The following is a 19,749-nucleotide window of genomic DNA, read 5'->3' on the forward strand; positions in this document are numbered from 1 at the left end:
AGCCCGCTAATTGTTTGATTTCGCATTACGTCTTACGCCATTGCTGCGTTTTTGCGCAATCAGACAAATTTTATAATTCCACCGTTTTCCCTGTTTAACGAGAATCAACGCGGAAAGTGACTGCATTATTCCACTGCTGATGCCGTTATAGCAAGGTGACTTTTCCTTAACTGCGGAAGAAATCGCAAACGTTCAAATCGGCTTGCTGCCTTATTGTCCGCTGGGGTTTCGCCCGCCGTCAGAGAGACAGTTAAGCACAGAAAAAGATGTGGCGCTATTCACGCGCTCTATTTAGAATCCCGCACCATGAAAACGAACAATCCAGCAGTACAATTCATCACGATTTCCGACGACGAAGCCGGTCAGAGAATCGACAACTTTCTGCTCGCTCGCCTGAAAGGCGTGCCGAAGAGCATGATTTATCGCATCGTGCGTAAAGGCGAGGTGCGGGTTAATAAAGGGCGCATCAAGGTCGAATACAAATTGGCGGCCGGCGACGTGGTGCGCGTACCACCGGTGCGCGTAGCCGAGCGCGAAGAGGCGCCGGTGTCGGCGAAGCTGGATAAAGTGGCCGCATTGGCAGACTGCATCCTGTATGAAGACGACCACCTGCTGATCCTCAACAAACCTTCCGGCACCGCGGTGCACGGCGGCAGCGGCCTGAGCTTCGGCGTGATTGAAGGGCTGCGCGCGCTGCGCCCGGAAGCCCGCTTCCTGGAGCTGGTGCATCGCCTGGATCGCGACACCTCCGGCGTGCTGCTGGTCGCCAAGAAGCGTTCGGCGCTGCGTTCGCTGCATGAACAGCTGCGGTTGAAAGGCATGCAGAAAGATTATCTGGCGCTGGTGCGCGGCCAATGGCAGTCCCACTGCAAGGCCGTACAGGCGCCGCTGCTGAAAAACATTCTGCAAAGCGGCGAACGTATCGTGCGCGTCAACAGCGAAGGCAAGCCTTCGGAAACCCGCTTCAAGGTGGAGGAGCGTTACGAATTCGCCACCCTGGTGAAGGCCAGCCCGATAACCGGGCGTACTCACCAGATCCGCGTGCACACGCTGCATGCCGGGCATCCGATCGCTTTTGACGATCGCTATGGCGACCGCGAGTTCGATCGTCAGCTGGCGGGTACCGGCCTGAAGCGGCTGTTCCTGCACGCTGCGGCGCTGCGCTTCGAGCATCCGTCCACCGGCGAAACGATGCGCATCGAAGCGCCGATGGATGAAGAACTGCGTCACTGCCTGCAGGTGCTGCGCCAGCAGGCGACCAAATAATCCGTGTCAGACCAGCGGGTTGATGCCTTCAGCCCGCAACATCTCCAACAGCGCGATCAACGGCAGGCCGATCAGGGTGTTCGGGTCCCGGCCTTCCAGCCTGTCGAACAACGCGATCCCCAATCCCTCGCTCTTGAAACTGCCCGCGCAGTTCAGCGGTTGCTCCAGACGCACATAGGCGGCGATCTCCGCTTCGCTCAGCGCGCGAAAATGCACGTGGAACGGCTCGCACAGGGCCTGCAGTTGCTTGCTGCGGCCGTTGTACAGCGCCAGGCCGGTATAAAAGGTCACGGCCTGGCCGCTTGCCTGGCGCAGCTGCGCCCGGGCGTTCACCTCGGTATGGGGCTTGCCGGTGATGCTGCCATCGATCACGCAGACCTGATCGGAACCGATGATCAGATGCTCGGGGTAGGCGAGGGCCAGCGCCTGAGCCTTCGCTGTCGCCAGGCGCAGCACCAGCGCTTCGGCGCTTTCACCCGGCAGTGGGGTTTCATCCACCTCCGGCGCGGCGCAGTCGAACGGCAGCTGCAGTTTCTCCAGCAGCATTTTTCGATAGGGGGAGGTGGAGGCTAAAAGCAATCTCTGCATAATTTTTTTCGCAAACCGTAGCGTAAATGGGTACGGCATTTTAAACTGTCGGCCGCTGTGGAAGCGAATATTGGTGAAAGGAGCCGTTTTACGGCCTTTTTCTTTGACTCTATGTCGTTACAAAGTTAATATGCGCGCCCTATGCAAAAGGTAAAATTACCCTTGACCATTGATGCGGTACGTACCGCTCAGAAACGCCTGGACTATGCTGGTGTCTATGCGCCTGAGCAGGTTACTCGTGTTGCCGACTCCGTGGTCAGTGTGGACAGTGATGTTGAGGTGTCGTTGTCGTTTAATATCGACAATCAACGCCTCGCGGTGATAACAGGGCATGCGGACGTCACGGTAACGTTGATGTGCCAACGCTGTGGAGTCCCGTTCGAACATCAGGTTCACACAACATATTGTTTTAGCCCGGTCGTCAATGATGAGCAGGCTGAGGCATTACCGGAAGCGTACGAACCGATCGAAGTTGACGAGTTTGGCGAAGTCGATCTGTTGGCAATGATTGAAGACGAAATTATTCTTTCACTGCCTGTCGTTCCGGTACATGAATCTGAACACTGTGAAGTGTCCGAAGCGGACATGGTATTTGGCCAACTGCCTCCCGAGGCGGAGAAACCGAATCCGTTTGCCGTATTAGCCAGTTTAAAGCGTAAGTAATTGAGGAGTAAGGTCCATGGCCGTACAACAGAATAAACCAACCCGTTCCAAGCGTGGCATGCGTCGTTCGCACGATGCTCTGACCACGACTACTCTGTCTGTAGACAAAGTATCCGGTGAAACTCACCGTCGTCACCACATCACTGCCGACGGTTTCTACCGCGGTCGCAAGGTTATCGGCTAAGTAGCGATACCTTGACTCGTCTAACCCTGGCGTTAGATGCAATGGGCGGGGACTTCGGTCCCTGCGTCACAGTGCCTGCTTCGTTGCAGGCACTGGCCTCTAATTTACAGCTTCATCTCCTGCTGGTCGGCAATCCCGACGTCATCTCCCCTTTGCTTGCCCATGCCGATCCGGTTCTTCTGGAGCGTCTGCAAGTCGTGCCCGCCGAGTCTGTGATCGCCGGCGACGCAAAACCTTCACAAGCGATACGCGCCAGCCGCGGCACGTCGATGCGCATTGCGCTCGAACAGCTCAGCAGCGGCAATGCGCAGGGCTGCGTCAGCGCCGGTAATACCGGTGCGCTGATGGGATTGGCGAAGCTGTTGGTCAAGCCGCTGGACGGCATCGAGCGCCCGGCGCTGATGACGGCGATCCCGAATCAGCAACGCAGTAAAACCGTGGTGCTGGATCTGGGCGCCAACGTCGAGTGCGACAGCACCATGCTGGTGCAGTTTGCCGTGATGGGCGCGGTGATGGCGGAAGAGGTGATCGGCATTGCGCAACCGCGGGTGGCGCTGCTGAATATTGGCGAAGAAGAGACCAAAGGCCTGGATAATATCCGCGAAGCGGCCGCTGTGCTAAAAAATACTCCGGCAATCAACTATATTGGTTACCTGGAAGGAAACGAACTGCTCACCGGCAAGACCGACGTGTTGGTCTGCGATGGCTTCGTGGGCAACGTCACCCTGAAAACCATGGAAGGGGTGGTCAGGGTATTCTTATCGCTGCTGAAATCGTCTGGCGACGGAAACAAGCAAGCGTGGTGGCTGAAATTGTTGGGCCGTTGGTTGCAAAAACGGGTGGTTAAGCGGTTCGGCCACCTGAACCCCGACCAGTATAATGGCGCATGTCTGTTAGGATTGCGGAGCACCGTAGTCAAGAGCCACGGCGCTGCGAACCCTCACGCGTTTGCAGTCGCAATCGAACAGGCTGTGCAGGCGGTGCAGCGGCAAGTCCCGGAAAGGATTGCTGCGCGCCTTGAGGCTGTATTACCTAAGAGTGACTGATCGTACATGTATACAAAGATTCTCGGTACGGGGAGTTATTTGCCCGTACAAGTGCGCACCAATGCTGATTTGGAAAAAATGGTGGATACCTCTGACGAGTGGATCGTCACGCGTACCGGTATCCGCGAACGTCGCATCGCTGCTGCGGATGAAACCGTCGCGACGATGAGCTTCCAGGCCGCTGAGAAAGCGCTGGAAATGGCAGGTGTGGCTAAAGAAGACATTGGGCTTATCGTCGTGGCGACCACCACAACGACTCACGCGTTCCCGAGCGCGGCGTGCCTGGTGCAGCAAATGCTGGGCATCAAAGACTGCGCGGCGTTCGATCTGGCTGCGGCCTGCGCCGGCTTTACTTATGCGCTCAGCGTGGCCGATCAGTACGTGAAAAACGGCGCGGTCAAACATGCGCTGGTTATCGGCGCGGACGTCTTGTCGCGCACGCTGGATCCTGAAGATCGCGGCACCATCATTCTGTTTGGCGATGGCGCGGGTGCGGTGGTGCTGGGGGCGTCTGAAGCGCCGGGCATTCTGTCTACCCATCTGCATGCCGACGGCAGCTACGGCAGCCTGCTGACGCTGCCGTACAAGGATCGTCAGAATCAGGACAAGCCGGCCTATGTCACCATGGCGGGCAACGAAGTCTTCAAGGTTGCGGTTACCGAACTGGCGCGCATCGTCGACGAGACGCTGCAGGCCAACAACATGGACCGTAGCGAGCTGGATTGGCTGGTGCCGCACCAGGCCAACCTGCGCATCATCAGCGCAACGGCGAAAAAGCTGGGTATGGGGATGGACAAAGTGGTGGTGACGCTCGATCGTCACGGCAACACGTCTGCCGCCTCGGTGCCTTCCGCACTGGACGAAGCGGTGCGTGACGGGCGAATTCAGCGTGGCCAACTGGTGCTGCTGGAAGCCTTTGGCGGCGGCTTTACCTGGGGCTCGGCGCTGGTTCGTTTCTGATTTGGACAGGAAGAAAAAATGACGCAATTTGCTTTTGTTTTCCCGGGCCAGGGGTCGCAGACCGTTGGCATGCTGGCCGAGTTGGCCGCACAGTTCCCGATCGTCGAAGAAACCTTTGGCGAGGCTTCTTCCGCCCTGGGTTACGACCTGTGGCAGCTGGTGCAGCAAGGCCCGGTGGAAGAACTGAACAAAACCTGGCAGACCCAACCGGCTCTGCTGGCTGCCTCGGTGGCGATTTTCCGCGTTTGGCAGCAGCAGGGCGGTAAAGCGCCTGCGCTGATGGCGGGTCACAGCCTGGGCGAATACTCGGCGCTGGTCTGCGCCGGCGTGCTGGACTTCAAGGCGGCGATCCGTCTGGTCGAGCTGCGCGGCAAGCTGATGCAGGAAGCAGTGCCGGAAGGTACCGGCGCGATGTACGCCATCATCGGTCTGGACAACGACGCGATCGCCAAGGCGTGCGAAGAGTCTGCGCAGGGGCAGGTGGTTTCTCCGGTCAACTTCAACTCGCCGGGCCAGGTGGTCATCGCCGGCAACAAAGAAGCGGTTGAACGCGCAGGCGCCGCCTGTAAAGCTGCCGGCGCCAAACGTGCGCTGCCGCTGCCGGTGAGCGTGCCTTCGCACTGCGCGCTGATGAAGCCGGCCGCCGACAAGCTGGCCGTGGCGCTGCAGGACATCACCTTCAACGCGCCGCAGGTGCCGGTGGTGAACAACGTCGACGTGCGCACCGAAAACGATCCGGAAGCGATCCGCAGCGCGCTGGTGCGTCAGCTGTACAGCCCGGTGCGTTGGACCGAAAGCGTAGAGTTTATCGCAGCACAGGGAGTGACGTCGCTGCTGGAAGTGGGGCCGGGCAAAGTGCTGACCGGTCTGACTAAACGTATTGTTGACACCCTGACGGCTGCGGCGGTGAACGACACCGCCAGCCTGTCGGCGGCGCTTGAACAATAAAGAGGAAAATGATGAGCTTCGAAGGTAAAATCGTTCTGGTCACCGGCGCAAGCCGCGGTATTGGCCGAGCTATTGCAGAAACGTTTGTGGCACGCGGCGCCAAAGTGATCGGTACCGCGACCAGCGAGAGCGGCGCTGAAGCGATCAGCAGCTACCTGGGCGCAAACGGCAAAGGGTTTATGTTGAACGTTGTTGATGCGCAATCTATCGACAGCGTGCTGGCATCGATTCGCGCCGAATTTGGCGAAATCGACATTTTAGTGAATAATGCCGGCATTACGCGTGATAACCTGCTGATGCGTATGAAGGATGACGAGTGGGAGGATATCCTCGACACCAATCTGACTTCCGTATTCCGCCTGTCAAAAGCGGTAATGCGCGCTATGATGAAAAAGCGGTTTGGCCGTATCATCACCATCGGTTCCGTCGTCGGCACCATGGGGAACGCAGGGCAGGCGAACTACGCGGCGGCTAAAGCCGGCCTGATTGGTTTTAGCAAATCTTTGGCACGTGAAGTTGCTTCACGTGGCATTACGGTCAACGTCGTGGCACCTGGCTTTATTGAGACGGACATGACACGGGCGTTGACAGATGATCAACGCGCAGGCATTTTGTCATCAGTTCCAGCCAACCGGCTGGGCGATGCTAAAGAAATCGCCAGCGCTGTTGCATTTTTGGCCTCTGATGAGGCCGGCTACATCACCGGTGAAACGTTACATGTCAATGGCGGCATGTACATGATTTAAAAAATGTGAAAACCATTTGCGTTATTTGAGGCAAAAACCGCAAAATAGCGTAAAATCGTGGTTTGACCAGCCGGGATTTAGTTGCATCTTTTTCAGCATTTTATACACTACGAAAACCATCGCGAAAGCGAGTTTTGATAGGAAATTTAAGAGTATGAGCACTATCGAAGAACGCGTTAAGAAAATCATTGTTGAGCAACTGGGTGTTAAACAGGAAGAAGTTTTGAACAACGCTTCTTTCGTTGAAGATCTGGGCGCTGATTCTCTTGACACCGTTGAGCTGGTAATGGCACTGGAAGAAGAATTCGACACCGAGATTCCAGACGAAGAAGCTGAGAAGATCACTACTGTTCAGGCAGCTATTGATTTCATCAACGCCAGCCAGCAGTAAGAGAACATATCTAGGCGGTCGTTCGACCGCCTAAGTTTTTTCTATCCCTAGTGTCATATTTTTCCCTCCCTGGAGGACAAACGTGTCTAAGCGTCGAGTAGTTGTGACCGGACTGGGCATGTTGTCTCCTGTCGGCAATACGGTAGAGTCCACGTGGAACGCTCTTCTTGCCGGTCAGAGTGGCATCAGCCTGATCGACCATTTCGATACCACTGCCTATGCGACCAAGTTTGCTGGCCTGGTAAAGAATTTTAATTCTGAGGATTTCATCTCCCGCAAAGATGCGCGCAAGATGGATGCCTTTATCCAGTACGGTATCGCTGCCGGCATGCAAGCCATGCAGGATGCAGGTCTGGACATCACCGAGGCTAACGCCAGCCGTATTGGAGCCGCGATCGGTTCCGGCATCGGCGGCCTGGGTTTGATCGAAGAAAACCACAGTTCACTGGTTAACGGTGGCCCACGGAAAATCAGTCCGTTCTTCGTGCCCTCCACCATCGTGAATATGATTGCAGGCCACCTGACAATCATGTACGGCATGCGTGGCCCAAGCATTTCCATCGCCACCGCCTGTACTTCAGGTGTGCACAACATCGGCCATGCAGCGCGTATCATTGCTTACAATGATGCTGACGTGATGCTGGCCGGTGGGGCTGAGAAAGCCAGCACCCCATTGGGCGTCGGCGGCTTTGGCGCAGCGCGCGCCCTGTCCACCCGTAATGACAACCCGCAGGCGGCGAGCCGTCCGTGGGATAAAGACCGCGACGGCTTCGTGCTGGGCGACGGCGCCGGCATGATGGTGCTGGAAGAGTACGAACACGCGAAAAAACGCGGCGCAAAAATCTATGCCGAAGTGGTTGGCTTTGGGATGAGCAGCGATGCTTATCACATGACGTCACCACCGGAAAACGGCGCAGGCGCTGCGCTGGCGATGGAGAATGCCTTGCTTGATGCCGGTGTGACCCCGTCACAAATCGGTTACATCAACGCGCACGGCACCTCTACGCCGGCGGGCGACCAGGCGGAAGCGCAGGCGGTGAAATCCGTCTTCGGCGCTGATGCCCAGCGCGTGCTGGTGAGCTCGACCAAATCGATGACCGGCCACCTGTTGGGTGCGGCGGGCGCGATCGAGTCCATCTTTACCGTGCTGGCGCTGCGCGATCAGGCGGTACCGCCAACCATCAACCTGGATAACCCGGATGAAGGTTGCGATCTGGACTTCGTGCCTCACGAAGCGCGCCAGGTCAGCAATATGGAGTTCACCCTGTGCAACTCCTTCGGCTTCGGCGGCACCAATGGCTCGCTGATCTTCCGCCGAGTGTAACTCGCGCGGTTGTTCGCTGATGAAAAGCCCGGTTTTTTAACCGGGCTTTTTTACGCCTGGCGTCCGGCCGTCAGCAGGGCTGCGTATTGCCTCGTCGCCTGCTATTCTGCGAGCGTAATGAAATCACCCGGCAACAGGAGGAAGCATGTACTGGATCAACGGACAACGCCACGATGCGCTGGCGCCGAGCGATCGTGGCCTGCAGTTCGGCGATGGCTGCTTTACTACCGCCCGGGTTATCGACGGTAAAATCGAGCTGTTGCCCTGGCACCTGGAGCGGCTGCAGCAAACGGCACAGAGGCTGATGCTGCCCACTACCGATTGGGCTGCTTTCGAGCGCGAGATGGCTCAGGCGGCCGAATCAATTCCGCTCGGCGTGGTCAAAGCGATACTGACGCGCGGCAGCGGCGGGCGGGGCTACAGCCCGACGGGGTGCGAAAATCCAACGCGCATCGTCGCCCGCAGCAGCTACCCTGCGCACTATTTGCAGTGGCGCGAGCAGGGCATCACGCTTGCGCTCAGCCCGGTGGCGCTGGCGTGCAATCCGCTGCTGGCGGGGTTGAAGCATTTGAACCGCCTGGAGCAGGTGCTGATCCGCGCGCATCTTGACCAGACGGCCGCCGACGAGGCACTGGTGCTTGACACTGCCGGTATGCTGGTGGAATGCTGTGCGGCTAATTTGTTCTGGCGTAAGGGAAAAGCGGTGTTTACCCCGGACCTGAGCCAGGCGGGCGTCGCGGGCCTGATGCGGCGGCGGGTGATCGCGCTGCTGGCGGGCTCGGAATACCGTCTGCACTGCGTCAGCGAACCGCTGGAGACGCTGGCCGATGCCGACGAAGTCCTGGTGAGCAACGCGCTGATGCCGCTGCTGCCGGTAAACGTTGCTCAATCATGGCGTTATCATTCGCGCCAGCTGTATGATTTTTTGCGTCCACACTGTTAACCATGGCTGATTGATGAAGAAAAGAAAGCTGAAGGTCCTGTCTGTTATTGTTGTTCTGGTATTGGCGCTGCTGTTTTGGGGCTACCAGAAGATCGAACGCTTTGCCGATACGCCGCTGGCTATCCAGCAAGAAACCATCTTCAAACTGCCTGCCGGCACCGGCCGGGTGGCGCTGGAAGGATTACTGGTGCGCGATAAACTGGTGCGCAACGGCCGCTGGTTCCAGTGGCTGCTGAAACTGGAGCCGGAGCTGGCGGAGTTTAAAGCCGGTACCTACCGGTTCACGCCGGGCATGACGGTGCGCCAGATGCTGAAACTGTTGGCCAGTGGCAAAGAGGCGCAGTTCACCGCACGCTTTATTGAAGGCTCACGACTGCGTGATTGGCAGCAGGTGCTGCAGCAGTCCAAATACCTGAAACACACCCTGGCGGGCAAGAGCGACGCGGAGATCGCCACAGCGCTCGGCATTGCGGCAGGAGAAACCCCGGAAGGGCATTTGTACCCGGATACCTATCAGTATACCGCCGGCATGAGCGACATCGCGCTGCTCAAACGCGCGCACGTGCGCATGAATAAAGCGCTGCAGGCCGCCTGGGCCGGCCGCGACACCAGCCTGCCGTATAAAACGCCGGAAGAGTTGCTGACCATGGCCTCGATCGTCGAGAAAGAGACCGCGGTGCCGGAAGAGCGTAGCAAGGTGGCGTCGGTGTTCGTCAACCGTTTGCGCATCGGCATGCGCCTGCAGACCGATCCGACGGTGATCTACGGCATGGGCGAAAGCTATAATGGCAACATCACGCGCAAGGATCTGGAGACGCCGACGCCTTACAACACCTATGTGATCGCCGGCCTGCCGCCAACGCCGATCGCCATGCCGGGCGAGGCCTCGCTGCAAGCGGCCGCCAATCCGGCCAAAACGCCATATCTCTATTTTGTCGCCGACGGCAAGGGTGGGCATACCTTCACCACCAATCTGGCGAGCCATAACCAGGCGGTGCGCGTGTACCGTCAGGCGTTAAAGGAAAAGAATGAAAAGTAAATTCGTTGTAATCGAAGGGCTGGAAGGCGCGGGCAAAACCACAGCGCGTGACACGGTAGTCAATGTGCTGCGCGAACATGGCATCAACGACATCGTTTTCACCCGCGAACCGGGCGGCACACCGCTGGCGGAGAAGCTGCGCGAACTGTTCAAACGCGGCATCGACGGCGAATTGCCGACCATCAAGGCCGAAGTCTTGATGCTGTACGCTGCGCGCGTGCAGCTGGTGGAAACCGTGATCAAACCCGCCCTCGCGCGTGGTGCCTGGGTGGTGGGCGACCGCCACGATCTCTCTTCACAGGCTTACCAGGGCGGCGGCCGCGGTGTGGACCCACAGCTGATGAGCTCGCTGCGCGACACCGTACTGGGGGATTTCCGCCCGGATTTGACGGTTTATCTCGATCTGCCTCCGCTGGTCGGCTTGCAACGCGCACAGGCGCGCGGCCAGCTGGATCGCATCGAACAGGAGGCGCTGCCGTTCTTCGAACGCACCCGCGCTCGCTATCTTGAGCTGGCGGCGCAGGATGAAACGATCGTTACCGTTGACGCCGCCCAGCCGCTGGAACAGGTGACCGCGGCGATCCGCGACTGCGTCGGCCACTGGCTGCGGCAGCAGGAAGGCGCATAATGAACTGGTACCCGTGGCTGAATGGCCCTTATCGCCAGCTGATTGGGCAGTACGCCGACGGTCGCGGCCACCATGCGCTGCTGCTGCATGCGGCGGCGGGCAATGGTGACGATGCGCTGGCCTACGGCCTGAGCCGTTGGTTGATCTGCCAACAGCGCAACGGCGAAAAAAGCTGCGGCGAGTGCCACAGCTGCCGGCTGATGCTGGCGGGGAATCACCCGGATTATCACGTGCTGGCGCCGGAAAAGGGCAAGAGCAACCTGGGTATCGAACCGATCCGCCAGGTGATTGAAACGCTGTACGCCCACGCGCAGCAGGGCGGCGCCAAGGTGATTTGGCTGCCGCAGGCGGAACAGTTGACCGAGGCGGCGGCCAACGCACTGCTTAAAACGCTGGAAGAGCCGCCGGAGAAAACCTATTTTCTGCTGGGTTGCCGTGAGCCGTCGCGGCTGATGGCGACGCTGCGCAGCCGCTGTCTTTATTGGCATTTGGCCAGCCCGGATGAGCAGCTCAGCCTGCAGTGGCTGGGCCGGCAGGCGGCCGGTTCTCAGACAGACCGCCTCACGGCGCTGCGCCTGCACGACGGCGCGCCGCTGGCCGCCGAACAGCTGTTACAGCCGCAGCAGTGGCAACAGCGCAGCGCCCTGTGCACCGCGTTGAGCGCCGCGCTGCCGCAGCGCGATATGCTGTCGCTGTTGCCGGTGCTGAACCATGAAGATGTCGCCGAGCGCCTGCACTGGTTGTGCGCGCTGTTGGTGGACGCGATGAAGTGGCAGCAGGGCGCGCATCACTATGTATTGAATCAGGATCAGCAACCACTGGTGCATCAGCTGGCCAGCGTGCTGAGCAGCGCCTCGCTGCAGCAGATCGTGCAGCAGTGGCTGACCTGCCGCCATCAGCTGCTCAGCGTGGTGGGTGTCAATCGCGAGCTGCTGCTGACCGAACAGTTACTTCGCTGGGAACAGATGCTTGGCGCCGCCGGCTATTCCCACCCTCATTCGCTGTAAAGTAAAAGAGTTAAAAATTATGTTGTTAGTCGATTCTCATTGCCACCTTGACAGTCTGGATTATCAAACGCTGCATCAGAATGTGGACGATGCGCTGGCCAAAGCCAAAGCGCGCGACGTCGGCTATGTGCTGGCGGTCGCCACCACGCTGCCGGGCTACCGTTCCATGACCGAGCTGATCGGCGAGCGCAACGATGTGGCTTTCTCCTGCGGGGTGCATCCGCTCAATCTGGAAGAGGGGTATGATTACGCCGAGCTGCGTCGCCTGGCGGCGGCGGAGCAGGTGGTAGCGCTGGGAGAGACCGGGCTCGATTACTTCTACCAGAAAGACAATCTTGAGCTGCAGCAGGACTCTTTCCGCGAACATATCCGCATTGGCCGGGATCTGAACAAGCCGGTGATCGTCCACACCCGCGATGCGCGCGCGGACACGCTGGCGATCCTGCGTGAAGAGAACGCACAGGAGTGCGGCGGCGTGCTGCACTGCTTCACTGAAGATTTGACCACGGCCGAAGCTTTGCTGGATCTGGGCTTCTACATCTCCTTCTCCGGCATCGTCACCTTCCGCAATGCTGAACAACTGCGCGAAGTGGCACGCTACGTGCCGCTGGATCGCATCCTGGTGGAAACCGATTCGCCTTATCTGGCGCCGGTGCCGCATCGCGGCAAAGAAAACCAACCCGCCTATGTGCGTGATGTGGCTGAATACATGGCAGTATTGAAGGGCGTCAGCCTGGAACAACTGGCCGAAGCCACCTCCGCCAACTTTTCACGCTTATTTCACCTCGATCTGTGATCTTTGACCTAGGCTATAGCTGTAGGTCATTGTCTGCGTAATTTTTTTTAAGCTCGTAATTAATCACTGAAACGGGTAAGGTTCCCTCCCGTTTCAGGGTGATTGGTGCGTGTTTTTTGGCCGATTTTGCCAAAAAACGGCCGGTTTATGCAAAGTTACCGCGGCTCGATCATCGAAACGTGATTGTCATCAAACATTGCGCAGGCTATTTATTTTACTCTGCGTAATAAATTCAAGGGGTGCTCAGACACCCTGAATTGCAGGGGTTTTTCTCCCCCCCTTGCAGCGCGAATCATCGCGACAAGAAGTAGCAAAGCATTATTACTCAGGAGCACACTCAACTATGTTCAAGAACGCATTTGCAAACCTGCAAAAAGTAGGTAAATCGCTCATGCTGCCGGTGTCCGTGTTGCCTATCGCAGGTATCCTGCTGGGCGTCGGCTCCGCCAACTTTAGCTGGCTACCTGCGGTAGTCTCCCACGTGATGGCGGAGGCGGGCGGTTCGGTCTTCGCCAACATGCCGCTGATTTTCGCCATCGGCGTCGCTCTGGGCTTCACCAACAACGACGGCGTTTCCGCGCTGGCGGCGGTGGTGGCCTACGGCATCATGGTGAAAACCATGGCGGTGGTTGCGCCGCTGGTGCTGCACCTGCCGGCTGAAGAGATTGCGGCCAAACACCTGGCGGATACCGGTGTGCTCGGGGGGATTATCTCCGGCGCCATCGCGGCCTATATGTTCAACCGCTTCTTCCGCATTCAACTGCCGGAATACCTGGGCTTCTTTGCCGGTAAGCGTTTCGTGCCGATCATTTCCGGTCTGGCGGCGATCGTTCTGGGCGTAGTGCTGTCCTTCATCTGGCCGCCGATCGGTACGGCTATCCAGACCTTCTCGCAGTGGGCGGCTTATCAGAACCCGGTCGTGGCCTTCGGCATTTACGGCGTGGTTGAGCGTGCTCTGGTGCCGTTCGGTCTGCACCACATCTGGAACGTACCGTTCCAAATGCAAATTGGTGAATTCACCAACGCGGCGGGCCAGGTATTCCACGGCGACATCCCTCGCTACATGGCGGGCGACCCAACCGCGGGCAAACTGTCCGGCGGCTTCCTGTTCAAAATGTACGGTCTGCCTGCTGCGGCGATTGCCATCTGGCACTCGGCCAAGCCGGAAAACCGCGCGAAAGTCGGCGGCATCATGATCTCCGCCGCGCTGACCTCGTTCCTGACCGGTATCACCGAGCCGATCGAGTTCTCCTTCATGTTCGTCGCGCCGATCCTGTACGTGATCCACGCTATCCTGGCCGGTCTGGCGTTCCCAATCTGCATCCTGTTGGGCATGCGTGACGGCACCAGCTTCTCGCATGGCCTGATCGACTTTATCGTACTGAGCGGCAACAGCAGCAAAATCTGGCTGTTCCCGATCGTCGGCATCATCTACGGTCTGGTGTACTACACCATCTTCCGCGTGCTGATCGCCAAACTGGATCTGAAAACCCCGGGCCGTGAAGACACCGCTGCCGAGCAGACTGCGCAGGGCGGTTCCGAAATGTCCGCGGCGCTGGTTCAGGCCTTCGGCGGTAAAGAAAACATCACTAACCTGGATGCTTGCATCACTCGTCTGCGCGTCAGCGTGGCCGACGTGTCCAAAGTTGACCAGGCGGGCCTGAAGAAACTGGGCGCAGCCGGCGTAGTCGTCGCTGGCTCCGGCGTGCAGGCCATCTTCGGCACCAAGTCCGACAACCTGAAAACCGATATGGACGAATACATCCGTAATCACTGATTCAGGCAGGGGAGTTATCAAGGGAGGCGAAAGTCTCCCTTTTTTGTTGTTTATTTCATTGAAAAATATAAGTTTTATATTTTTGTTGACCACATTTTACCCATCTGGTTTGCTCTGTGTCTGGCATCTCTATGAAAACAGATGATAAAAAACCCCACTCAAAGGCGGGGCCGATTCACAGTGACAGGTTGAGCTGATCACGCCCATAGTGAGACGTGGGGAAGGCGTCTTGCGGGATAAAGTCGGGCGGTAGCTCTTCGCGCGGGCCGCGCTTTGTTACCAGCTTTTCAACGCTGTTTAGCGTCGTGAATGTGATACTGCATTCGAAATTCTGACACTGATGATATTGGCGTATCGTCATTTCACTGAGACGGCGACTGGTACGGGTGCGGGCCATAGCACCGCAGATCGGGCAAACAAACATGATGGCCTCCCATGGCGGGAGTTGAACTCCCCGTTATTATGGCCGTCACTTCTCACTTTCTGCAATCCATTCAGGTATTTTAGCCTCCAGTTCCAGCCGTGTAGTAAAGCCGTTCCCGTCGATCGAATGGCTAGCTCTGGCGATGATCCAATCCTGATTATCAATATCAGTTTTAAATCCCGATACCGTGCCGTGCTGCTCCGGGTATAAATCGGCGCGGCCGTAGGCCAGGGTTAGGGTAAATTCAGCCGCGCCGCGTTTCAGCTGCTGCCATTTTGCGGCCGCGGCACGTTTGGCGGTCGTTTCGTTATTGTAGGTTTTGCGCAGGACATAGACGTTACCGTCGGCCCCCTCGATTTAATCACCCTCGCGGCTGCTGCGCTGCACTTTCTTTTTCGCCGGCTTGCGGGCCTTCACCGTGACCTTTTTCTTTTTCCCGAATTCCAAATCGAGCCAGTACGCGCGCACGCCGGTATAGGCATCACGATCGGCAATGCGGAAGGCGTGACGATCGCCGCTGCTGCGTGTGATGGCGAAGGAGGGCAGCGCCTTACCGTTGGCGCTGACGCCACCACCGGGCAGGATAAACAGCAGACTGCCATTTTTCACCGTGGCAATGGCGCCCAGCATTTCGGCCATGCGCGTCAGGAATGACATGTCGCTTTCTTGTGTCTGGTCAGCATGATCGATCTCCACCTCCATAAGCTGCTGCGAGATGATGGCCTTCAGGTTGTAGCGACGGGCGATCGCTGACATCACCCGCTCTACGGTGACGTCATACCAGGACACTTCGAGCTTGACGTTGAACTCGTCGCGAAAATCGGCACTTCTGGCGGTGATCGTCAGCGTGTCAGGCGGCCCGGCGTGCGCCACTTCATCGACGATAAAAATGCCTTTGTAAACTAGCGCTTCACCGTGCCAGCCCATCGATGCGGACACCTCGGCGCCGCGCGGCGGCAACTGCAGCTGGCCGTCAGTATCGTCCACGGTGATCGTCAGCTCGTCGGCCTCAAAGCCGCGGTTGTCGGTCATCTCCAACGACAAGACGCGCTCATCCAGCCTGGTCAGCTCCTTACCGCCAAGCAGCACGCTGAACGCTGGCACGCGCGACAGCTCCGCCTGGTAATCGTTGAACGTGCTGGCGCCGCTACCCAGCAGTGATTTGGCCTTGTCGATTGCGTCAGTAGTCAGTGCCATGGCTCCCCCCTTTGGCGCTGATGGTGCGCTGCTCGACGTAGAATAACCCCGGCGCTGTAGCACGGCCGCCGCTGTCTATGGCGGCCATCCCCCGACAAGTAGCCCCATCACGCGCCACGCCCATCACTTCGAACCGCTCCCCACCGCCAGCCGCGCTATGCGGGCCGCTGGCGCGTTAACGCCTGCTCATCACCTCAATAGCACCACGACGGCGAGAGCCTCACAGTGGCCCATTCAGGCAACACACGCCCCCCTTCCCATACCCCAAAGCGCGCGCTTGCTCCCCCGCCTTGCCTGCGCGCCTCACACCCTCTTTTTTGTGCAAAATCCAAAGTAGATCGAACCCGCGCCAGCACTGGCGCAGGTTCGCAATGGTGGAGATCGAATTATTGTGCAAAATTGTGCAGTTTCGTACAGTTAGAACTACTGGCTTTGTAGTGTATTATCAATCGAATCTCTGTTTGTTTTTATCAATTGTTGGTATTGACGCTCTTCTTTTTCATTTAATTCCTTACATTTTTCTTCAGAAAGGAAAAGTAGCGTGGTACTTTCTTTTTTATTGATGAATATATTGAAGGTTATCTCTATTTCTGAGCGAAGCAGAAGGTTTTCATCATCTTTGTTAAGTGCAAATTTTTCATATAAACCATCAATGTTTTTATTGTTTATCGATGTTATTTTAGTTGACACTGGCTCATCGGGATTTAATTTTACGTCAAGTTCTTTATCCAAATTCAGATAATACATACCAGACTTTTCAAAACCAAGGTGCCCGTCATTGTCATACATACGTAGTCCTTTAGAGAATTTATATGTATTTACTCTGTCTTTAACCATATACTCAATGGTTATATAATTGTTATTTTCTAATCTATCTGTGTCGTGGATTGTTTCAATGACGACACTATCATTATTAATATAATTTAGGGATTTTCTTATCAGGCTGAACACGGCACGTATAGCATGGTTTTCTGTATTCATTGAGAAATGAACTCCATCTATAGATGGCAAGAGCTCGCGCTTGTCAATAAGACCGCAGTAATCAACGTCATCCTTAATTTTCATTGTTTTTTCTGCTTTCTCAATGTTGATGAATTCATTTATTTGCTCTGTTGCTCTGTCTTTGACCTCATTTTGATATTGTGAGATTAGCTCCATATCAAGTTCTGCATGTTCGATATTTTTTGTTATTATGGTTGTTGTTTCACTTTTTATTTTTTCAAGTGATTCAGCTAATCTCTCTGTTTTCGACTTAATGTTCTGCTCTAATTCCTTGTTTTCTCCTATAGCATTTACCATCAGGAAGAAATCTCTCGTTCTTACATAATCAATAATACTGCCAAGCATTTGTGTTGTTATTCCTGTACTCTGAATGAATTGATTTTTGTCTGATATAAAAGTCAAACCAAGGTGATTTTTATTTATAGGGAACTGGTAAAGTAAAATAGCAATTGATTTATAAAAGCTATGATTTGCCCCCACCCATGTAGCAACACCATCTGGTGTTTCTCTGAGGCTCATTTCAGCACGGAGGCTTGAAAAATCACTAGGTATACTAAATAATGTGTCGTAGGTTTCTTGGAGGAAATAGATTTCTTCAATAAATGAAGGGTTTGACCACTGTTTAATTAATGATGTTATTTTTTCTAATTCGATCTTATAGTTTTCATTACTGTCTTTACTCATTAAAAAATCAAACCTGACAGTTAATAAAGCGATGCATTCTCTCATGCAAGATATTAGCTTTTTTTGCCTGTCATTTAATTTTTTATCCATTCTGGTTTTGCTAAGATACTTTAACTCATTGGTCAGATAGCGTGTGTTTTCTTCAAATGCTTTATAATACATATTGGAAATATGTCTAATGGTTAATGCGATATAGTATTCCAAGTAAGGATTGTTAAACTCGTCATCACCATACTTCGTTCTGTGAGATATCAAACGGTTTACTTTTTTGAAGAAAGTTTCATACTTATCTTTTTCATATATGTAAATTGACATGTCAATTATTGAACTTATGACAAATATATCATCCTTTATTGTTCCTTCACCAAGTTTTATATGATATAGTTTCTTGAAAAACTCCTCTAAGATTGATATTTCTATATGATTATTTCTTCCGCTGGAGGTCACAAGGTGGTCTAAATGTTTTATTATTTCAATGTGATTGGATTTTGATGATAGTAACGATAATGCTAACGCACCAAAGTCTAAGGATCTTTCATTGCCAGTGATTAGTGTATGGTAAATATTTTCGACAACAGATGATTCCAACATTTTGAATGATTCGTAGGTGACATTTTTATTTTTTATATTAAAGCATTGGGCCACTTTTATTGATAGCACATCAATCTCAGTTTCTGTCAGCCTAATGCCTTTTGTTGTTGTGATGTACGTATCATAATTAATAGTAGGATGTAGGAATGAAATTCTTAGATAGAGCCTTATATTTTTATCAATGGATGCTAAATAGTTATCTAAAGCGTCGAGGTTACTTTCGTGAAAAGAATCTATTACTAGTGAGTTTGATTTTGGAAAAATACTTAATTGAGTTATTTCTTCAGTGATGTAGTCATATTTATAGTCTGTAAGGATGTTGTTCTTTGTCTCTATGAATTTTTTGAAATTTTTGTTTATTTTTTCGCTTTCGATTTTAGATTCATGATAAGAATCCCCATGATATTTTAACTCATCGAACAATATCTCATTTATAGCATTTTTGTCTTCTGTTACTGAATATAGTTCATAATACATTCTCATGTATGTTATTATGAAGTAAATAGATATTGCCATAGATATAGAGTAATGGATTAGGCCACCACCGATAACCATAAAAAAAACACCTAAAATTAATCCACATACTGCATCCATGCTAAAGTTTAGAAAGTTTTTTTTCCTTAATAAAATAATTCTACACACTGACTCAAAACTGTTTTCTACAGACGAAGCAACTTGGCTGACAAACATCCCCATGAAGGTTATAGATAGTGCTGCTATTGTGCCATGAATGCCTAAAACTGAAGCCCATGAGCTTGAAATCCATGATAAAGGGGAGTTGTTAATGTATGATGGGGTCGTATATAGCCATTGATATGGAAACTCAAGGGTTTTTGCCAGTAATATCAAAGACAATCCTAATATTAACGTGTAAACATAAATTTTGATGCTTTTTTTTGTTGTTTTCTCTAGTTCCATCTTATCCAAGTAAGATTTTGTTTTTCTTGGCATCATTATTCCTTGTCTTGTGTCTGATTTGTAATCTTATATTAAAATTAAAGCACACAGATTTGTTAATGTAAACGGCATGATATTATTTAAACTGATTTTTTTTTTGCGAATTATATAGTAGCCTCCGTGCTAATTATATACTATTGCATCCATCACATATTCTTGTTTGTTGTAATCTTTCTAACATGATTTTAGCAAATTCTAAACTATGATTGCTTCCGATGATTTTTTAGCGCAAACACCCGGCTCATGATCGCGCTGCGCTTTTCTGCGTAGCTTTTTGGCGCTTCGCGGATGACTCCATCGGCGCCAGCCCGCCAGCGCTTGCCGTTCAGCGACAACTCATCACCGCCGGCCAGTTTTTTCGCTTCTAGTTCGGTCAGCATCAGGCCGATCGAGGCCGCGAAATCGGTTATCTCCTCGACGTTCAGCGCCAGTTTTCCAACAGTCTGGCGTGACGCAGGCTGCTTACTTCGCGTTTTTTTCGATTCTGCTATCAGGTATTCGTTGAAGGCCCGCCGTTCCCGGCGCGTCAACCCCTCAAAATCGCCTCCAGGCGGCCAGCTTGCACAGCCATTTGCATCCAATCAGGGG

19 protein-coding genes and 1 pseudogene are annotated in these 19,749 nt (G+C 54.1%); 15 read left to right on the forward strand and 5 right to left on the reverse strand.

Annotation, left to right across the window (positions count from 1 at the left end):
- The first annotated feature begins 306 nt into the window (after positions 1-306).
- Positions 307-1,266, forward strand: coding sequence for a 23S rRNA pseudouridine(955/2504/2580) synthase RluC (gene rluC / locus WA302_RS05880; RefSeq protein WP_043141713.1), 960 nt, complete (start codon positions 307-309; stop codon positions 1,264-1,266).
- Positions 1,267-1,272: 6 nt separating this feature from the next.
- Here the strand turns inward: rluC and WA302_RS05885 are convergent, their stop codons facing one another.
- On the reverse strand, positions 1,273-1,854 hold the full coding sequence (locus WA302_RS05885; protein ID WP_336063326.1) for a Maf family protein: 582 nt from the start codon (positions 1,852-1,854) through the stop codon (positions 1,273-1,275).
- A gap of 141 nt (positions 1,855-1,995) precedes the next feature.
- Between WA302_RS05885 and yceD the strand changes: the two genes are divergently transcribed.
- The 14 genes from yceD (at position 1,996) to ptsG (ending at position 14,306) form a co-directional block, all read left to right on the forward strand.
- On the forward strand, positions 1,996-2,517 hold the full coding sequence (gene yceD / locus WA302_RS05890) for a 23S rRNA accumulation protein YceD (protein ID WP_004927780.1): 522 nt from the start codon (positions 1,996-1,998) through the stop codon (positions 2,515-2,517).
- Positions 2,518-2,533: 16 nt separating this feature from the next.
- The gene (rpmF, locus tag WA302_RS05895) at positions 2,534-2,701 is read left to right on the forward strand and encodes a 50S ribosomal protein L32 (protein WP_004927778.1); all 168 of its coding nucleotides are present in this window, start codon (positions 2,534-2,536) and stop codon (positions 2,699-2,701) included.
- Positions 2,702-2,712: 11 nt separating this feature from the next.
- A complete protein-coding gene (gene plsX / locus WA302_RS05900) occupies positions 2,713-3,747 on the forward strand; it encodes a phosphate acyltransferase PlsX (RefSeq protein WP_025302410.1) in 1,035 nt (344 codons plus the stop codon).
- 6 nt (positions 3,748-3,753) lie between these two features.
- Positions 3,754-4,707: a beta-ketoacyl-ACP synthase III gene (locus tag WA302_RS05905; RefSeq protein ID WP_043141705.1), complete on the forward strand. Its 954-nt coding sequence runs from the start codon at positions 3,754-3,756 to the stop codon at positions 4,705-4,707.
- A gap of 18 nt (positions 4,708-4,725) precedes the next feature.
- Positions 4,726-5,655, forward strand: a complete 930-nt coding sequence (gene fabD, locus WA302_RS05910) for an ACP S-malonyltransferase (protein WP_049208450.1) — start codon at positions 4,726-4,728, stop codon at positions 5,653-5,655.
- An 11-nt stretch (positions 5,656-5,666) separates the two neighbouring features.
- A complete protein-coding gene (gene fabG, locus WA302_RS05915) occupies positions 5,667-6,401 on the forward strand; it encodes a 3-oxoacyl-ACP reductase FabG (protein WP_016928193.1) in 735 nt (244 codons plus the stop codon).
- 154 nt (positions 6,402-6,555) lie between these two features.
- A complete protein-coding gene (acpP, locus tag WA302_RS05920; protein ID WP_004719003.1) occupies positions 6,556-6,792 on the forward strand; it encodes an acyl carrier protein in 237 nt (78 codons plus the stop codon).
- Positions 6,793-6,874: 82 nt separating this feature from the next.
- A complete protein-coding gene (fabF, locus tag WA302_RS05925) occupies positions 6,875-8,116 on the forward strand; it encodes a beta-ketoacyl-ACP synthase II (protein WP_060432867.1) in 1,242 nt (413 codons plus the stop codon).
- A 145-nt stretch (positions 8,117-8,261) separates the two neighbouring features.
- A complete protein-coding gene (gene pabC / locus WA302_RS05930) occupies positions 8,262-9,059 on the forward strand; it encodes an aminodeoxychorismate lyase (RefSeq protein ID WP_336063339.1) in 798 nt (265 codons plus the stop codon).
- A gap of 13 nt (positions 9,060-9,072) precedes the next feature.
- A complete protein-coding gene (gene mltG, locus WA302_RS05935; protein ID WP_025302414.1) occupies positions 9,073-10,098 on the forward strand; it encodes an endolytic transglycosylase MltG in 1,026 nt (341 codons plus the stop codon).
- Positions 10,088-10,726 carry a dTMP kinase gene (gene tmk / locus WA302_RS05940; RefSeq protein ID WP_025302415.1) on the forward strand — a complete coding sequence of 213 codons (639 nt, stop codon included), beginning with the start codon at positions 10,088-10,090 and terminating at the stop codon, positions 10,724-10,726. Before mltG ends, tmk begins: the two co-directional genes overlap by 11 nt.
- Positions 10,726-11,733, forward strand: a complete 1,008-nt coding sequence (holB, locus tag WA302_RS05945; protein WP_025302416.1) for a DNA polymerase III subunit delta' — start codon at positions 10,726-10,728, stop codon at positions 11,731-11,733. Before tmk ends, holB begins: the two co-directional genes overlap by 1 nt.
- A 19-nt stretch (positions 11,734-11,752) precedes the next feature.
- Positions 11,753-12,529 (forward strand): metal-dependent hydrolase, encoded by a 777-nt coding sequence (locus tag WA302_RS05950; RefSeq protein WP_099817322.1) that lies wholly within the window; start codon positions 11,753-11,755, stop codon positions 12,527-12,529.
- Positions 12,530-12,872: 343 nt separating this feature from the next.
- Complete coding sequence (gene ptsG, locus WA302_RS05955; protein WP_019455831.1) at positions 12,873-14,306, forward strand: PTS glucose transporter subunit IIBC; 1,434 nt, start codon at positions 12,873-12,875, stop codon at positions 14,304-14,306.
- A gap of 175 nt (positions 14,307-14,481) precedes the next feature.
- Here ptsG and WA302_RS05960 read toward each other — a convergent pair whose 3' ends face one another.
- From WA302_RS05960 to WA302_RS05975, 4 genes and pseudogenes are all read right to left on the reverse strand, one after another.
- Positions 14,482-14,730 carry an ogr/Delta-like zinc finger family protein gene (locus WA302_RS05960; RefSeq protein WP_072062302.1) on the reverse strand — a complete coding sequence of 83 codons (249 nt, stop codon included), beginning with the start codon at positions 14,728-14,730 and terminating at the stop codon, positions 14,482-14,484.
- A gap of 45 nt (positions 14,731-14,775) precedes the next feature.
- Positions 14,776-15,927, reverse strand: a pseudogene (locus WA302_RS05965) (contractile injection system protein, VgrG/Pvc8 family).
- Between the two features lie 423 nt (positions 15,928-16,350).
- A complete protein-coding gene (locus WA302_RS05970; RefSeq protein WP_336063340.1) occupies positions 16,351-19,158 on the reverse strand; it encodes a hypothetical protein in 2,808 nt (935 codons plus the stop codon).
- A 203-nt stretch (positions 19,159-19,361) separates the two neighbouring features.
- Positions 19,362-19,691: a hypothetical protein gene (locus WA302_RS05975; protein ID WP_049189140.1), complete on the reverse strand. Its 330-nt coding sequence runs from the start codon at positions 19,689-19,691 to the stop codon at positions 19,362-19,364.
- Positions 19,692-19,749: the final 58 nt, after the last annotated feature.

Origin of the sequence: Serratia sp. 201, assembly GCF_037027545.1 — a bacterium.
GTDB classification, from domain to species: Bacteria; Pseudomonadota; Gammaproteobacteria; order Enterobacterales; family Enterobacteriaceae; genus Serratia; species Serratia bockelmannii.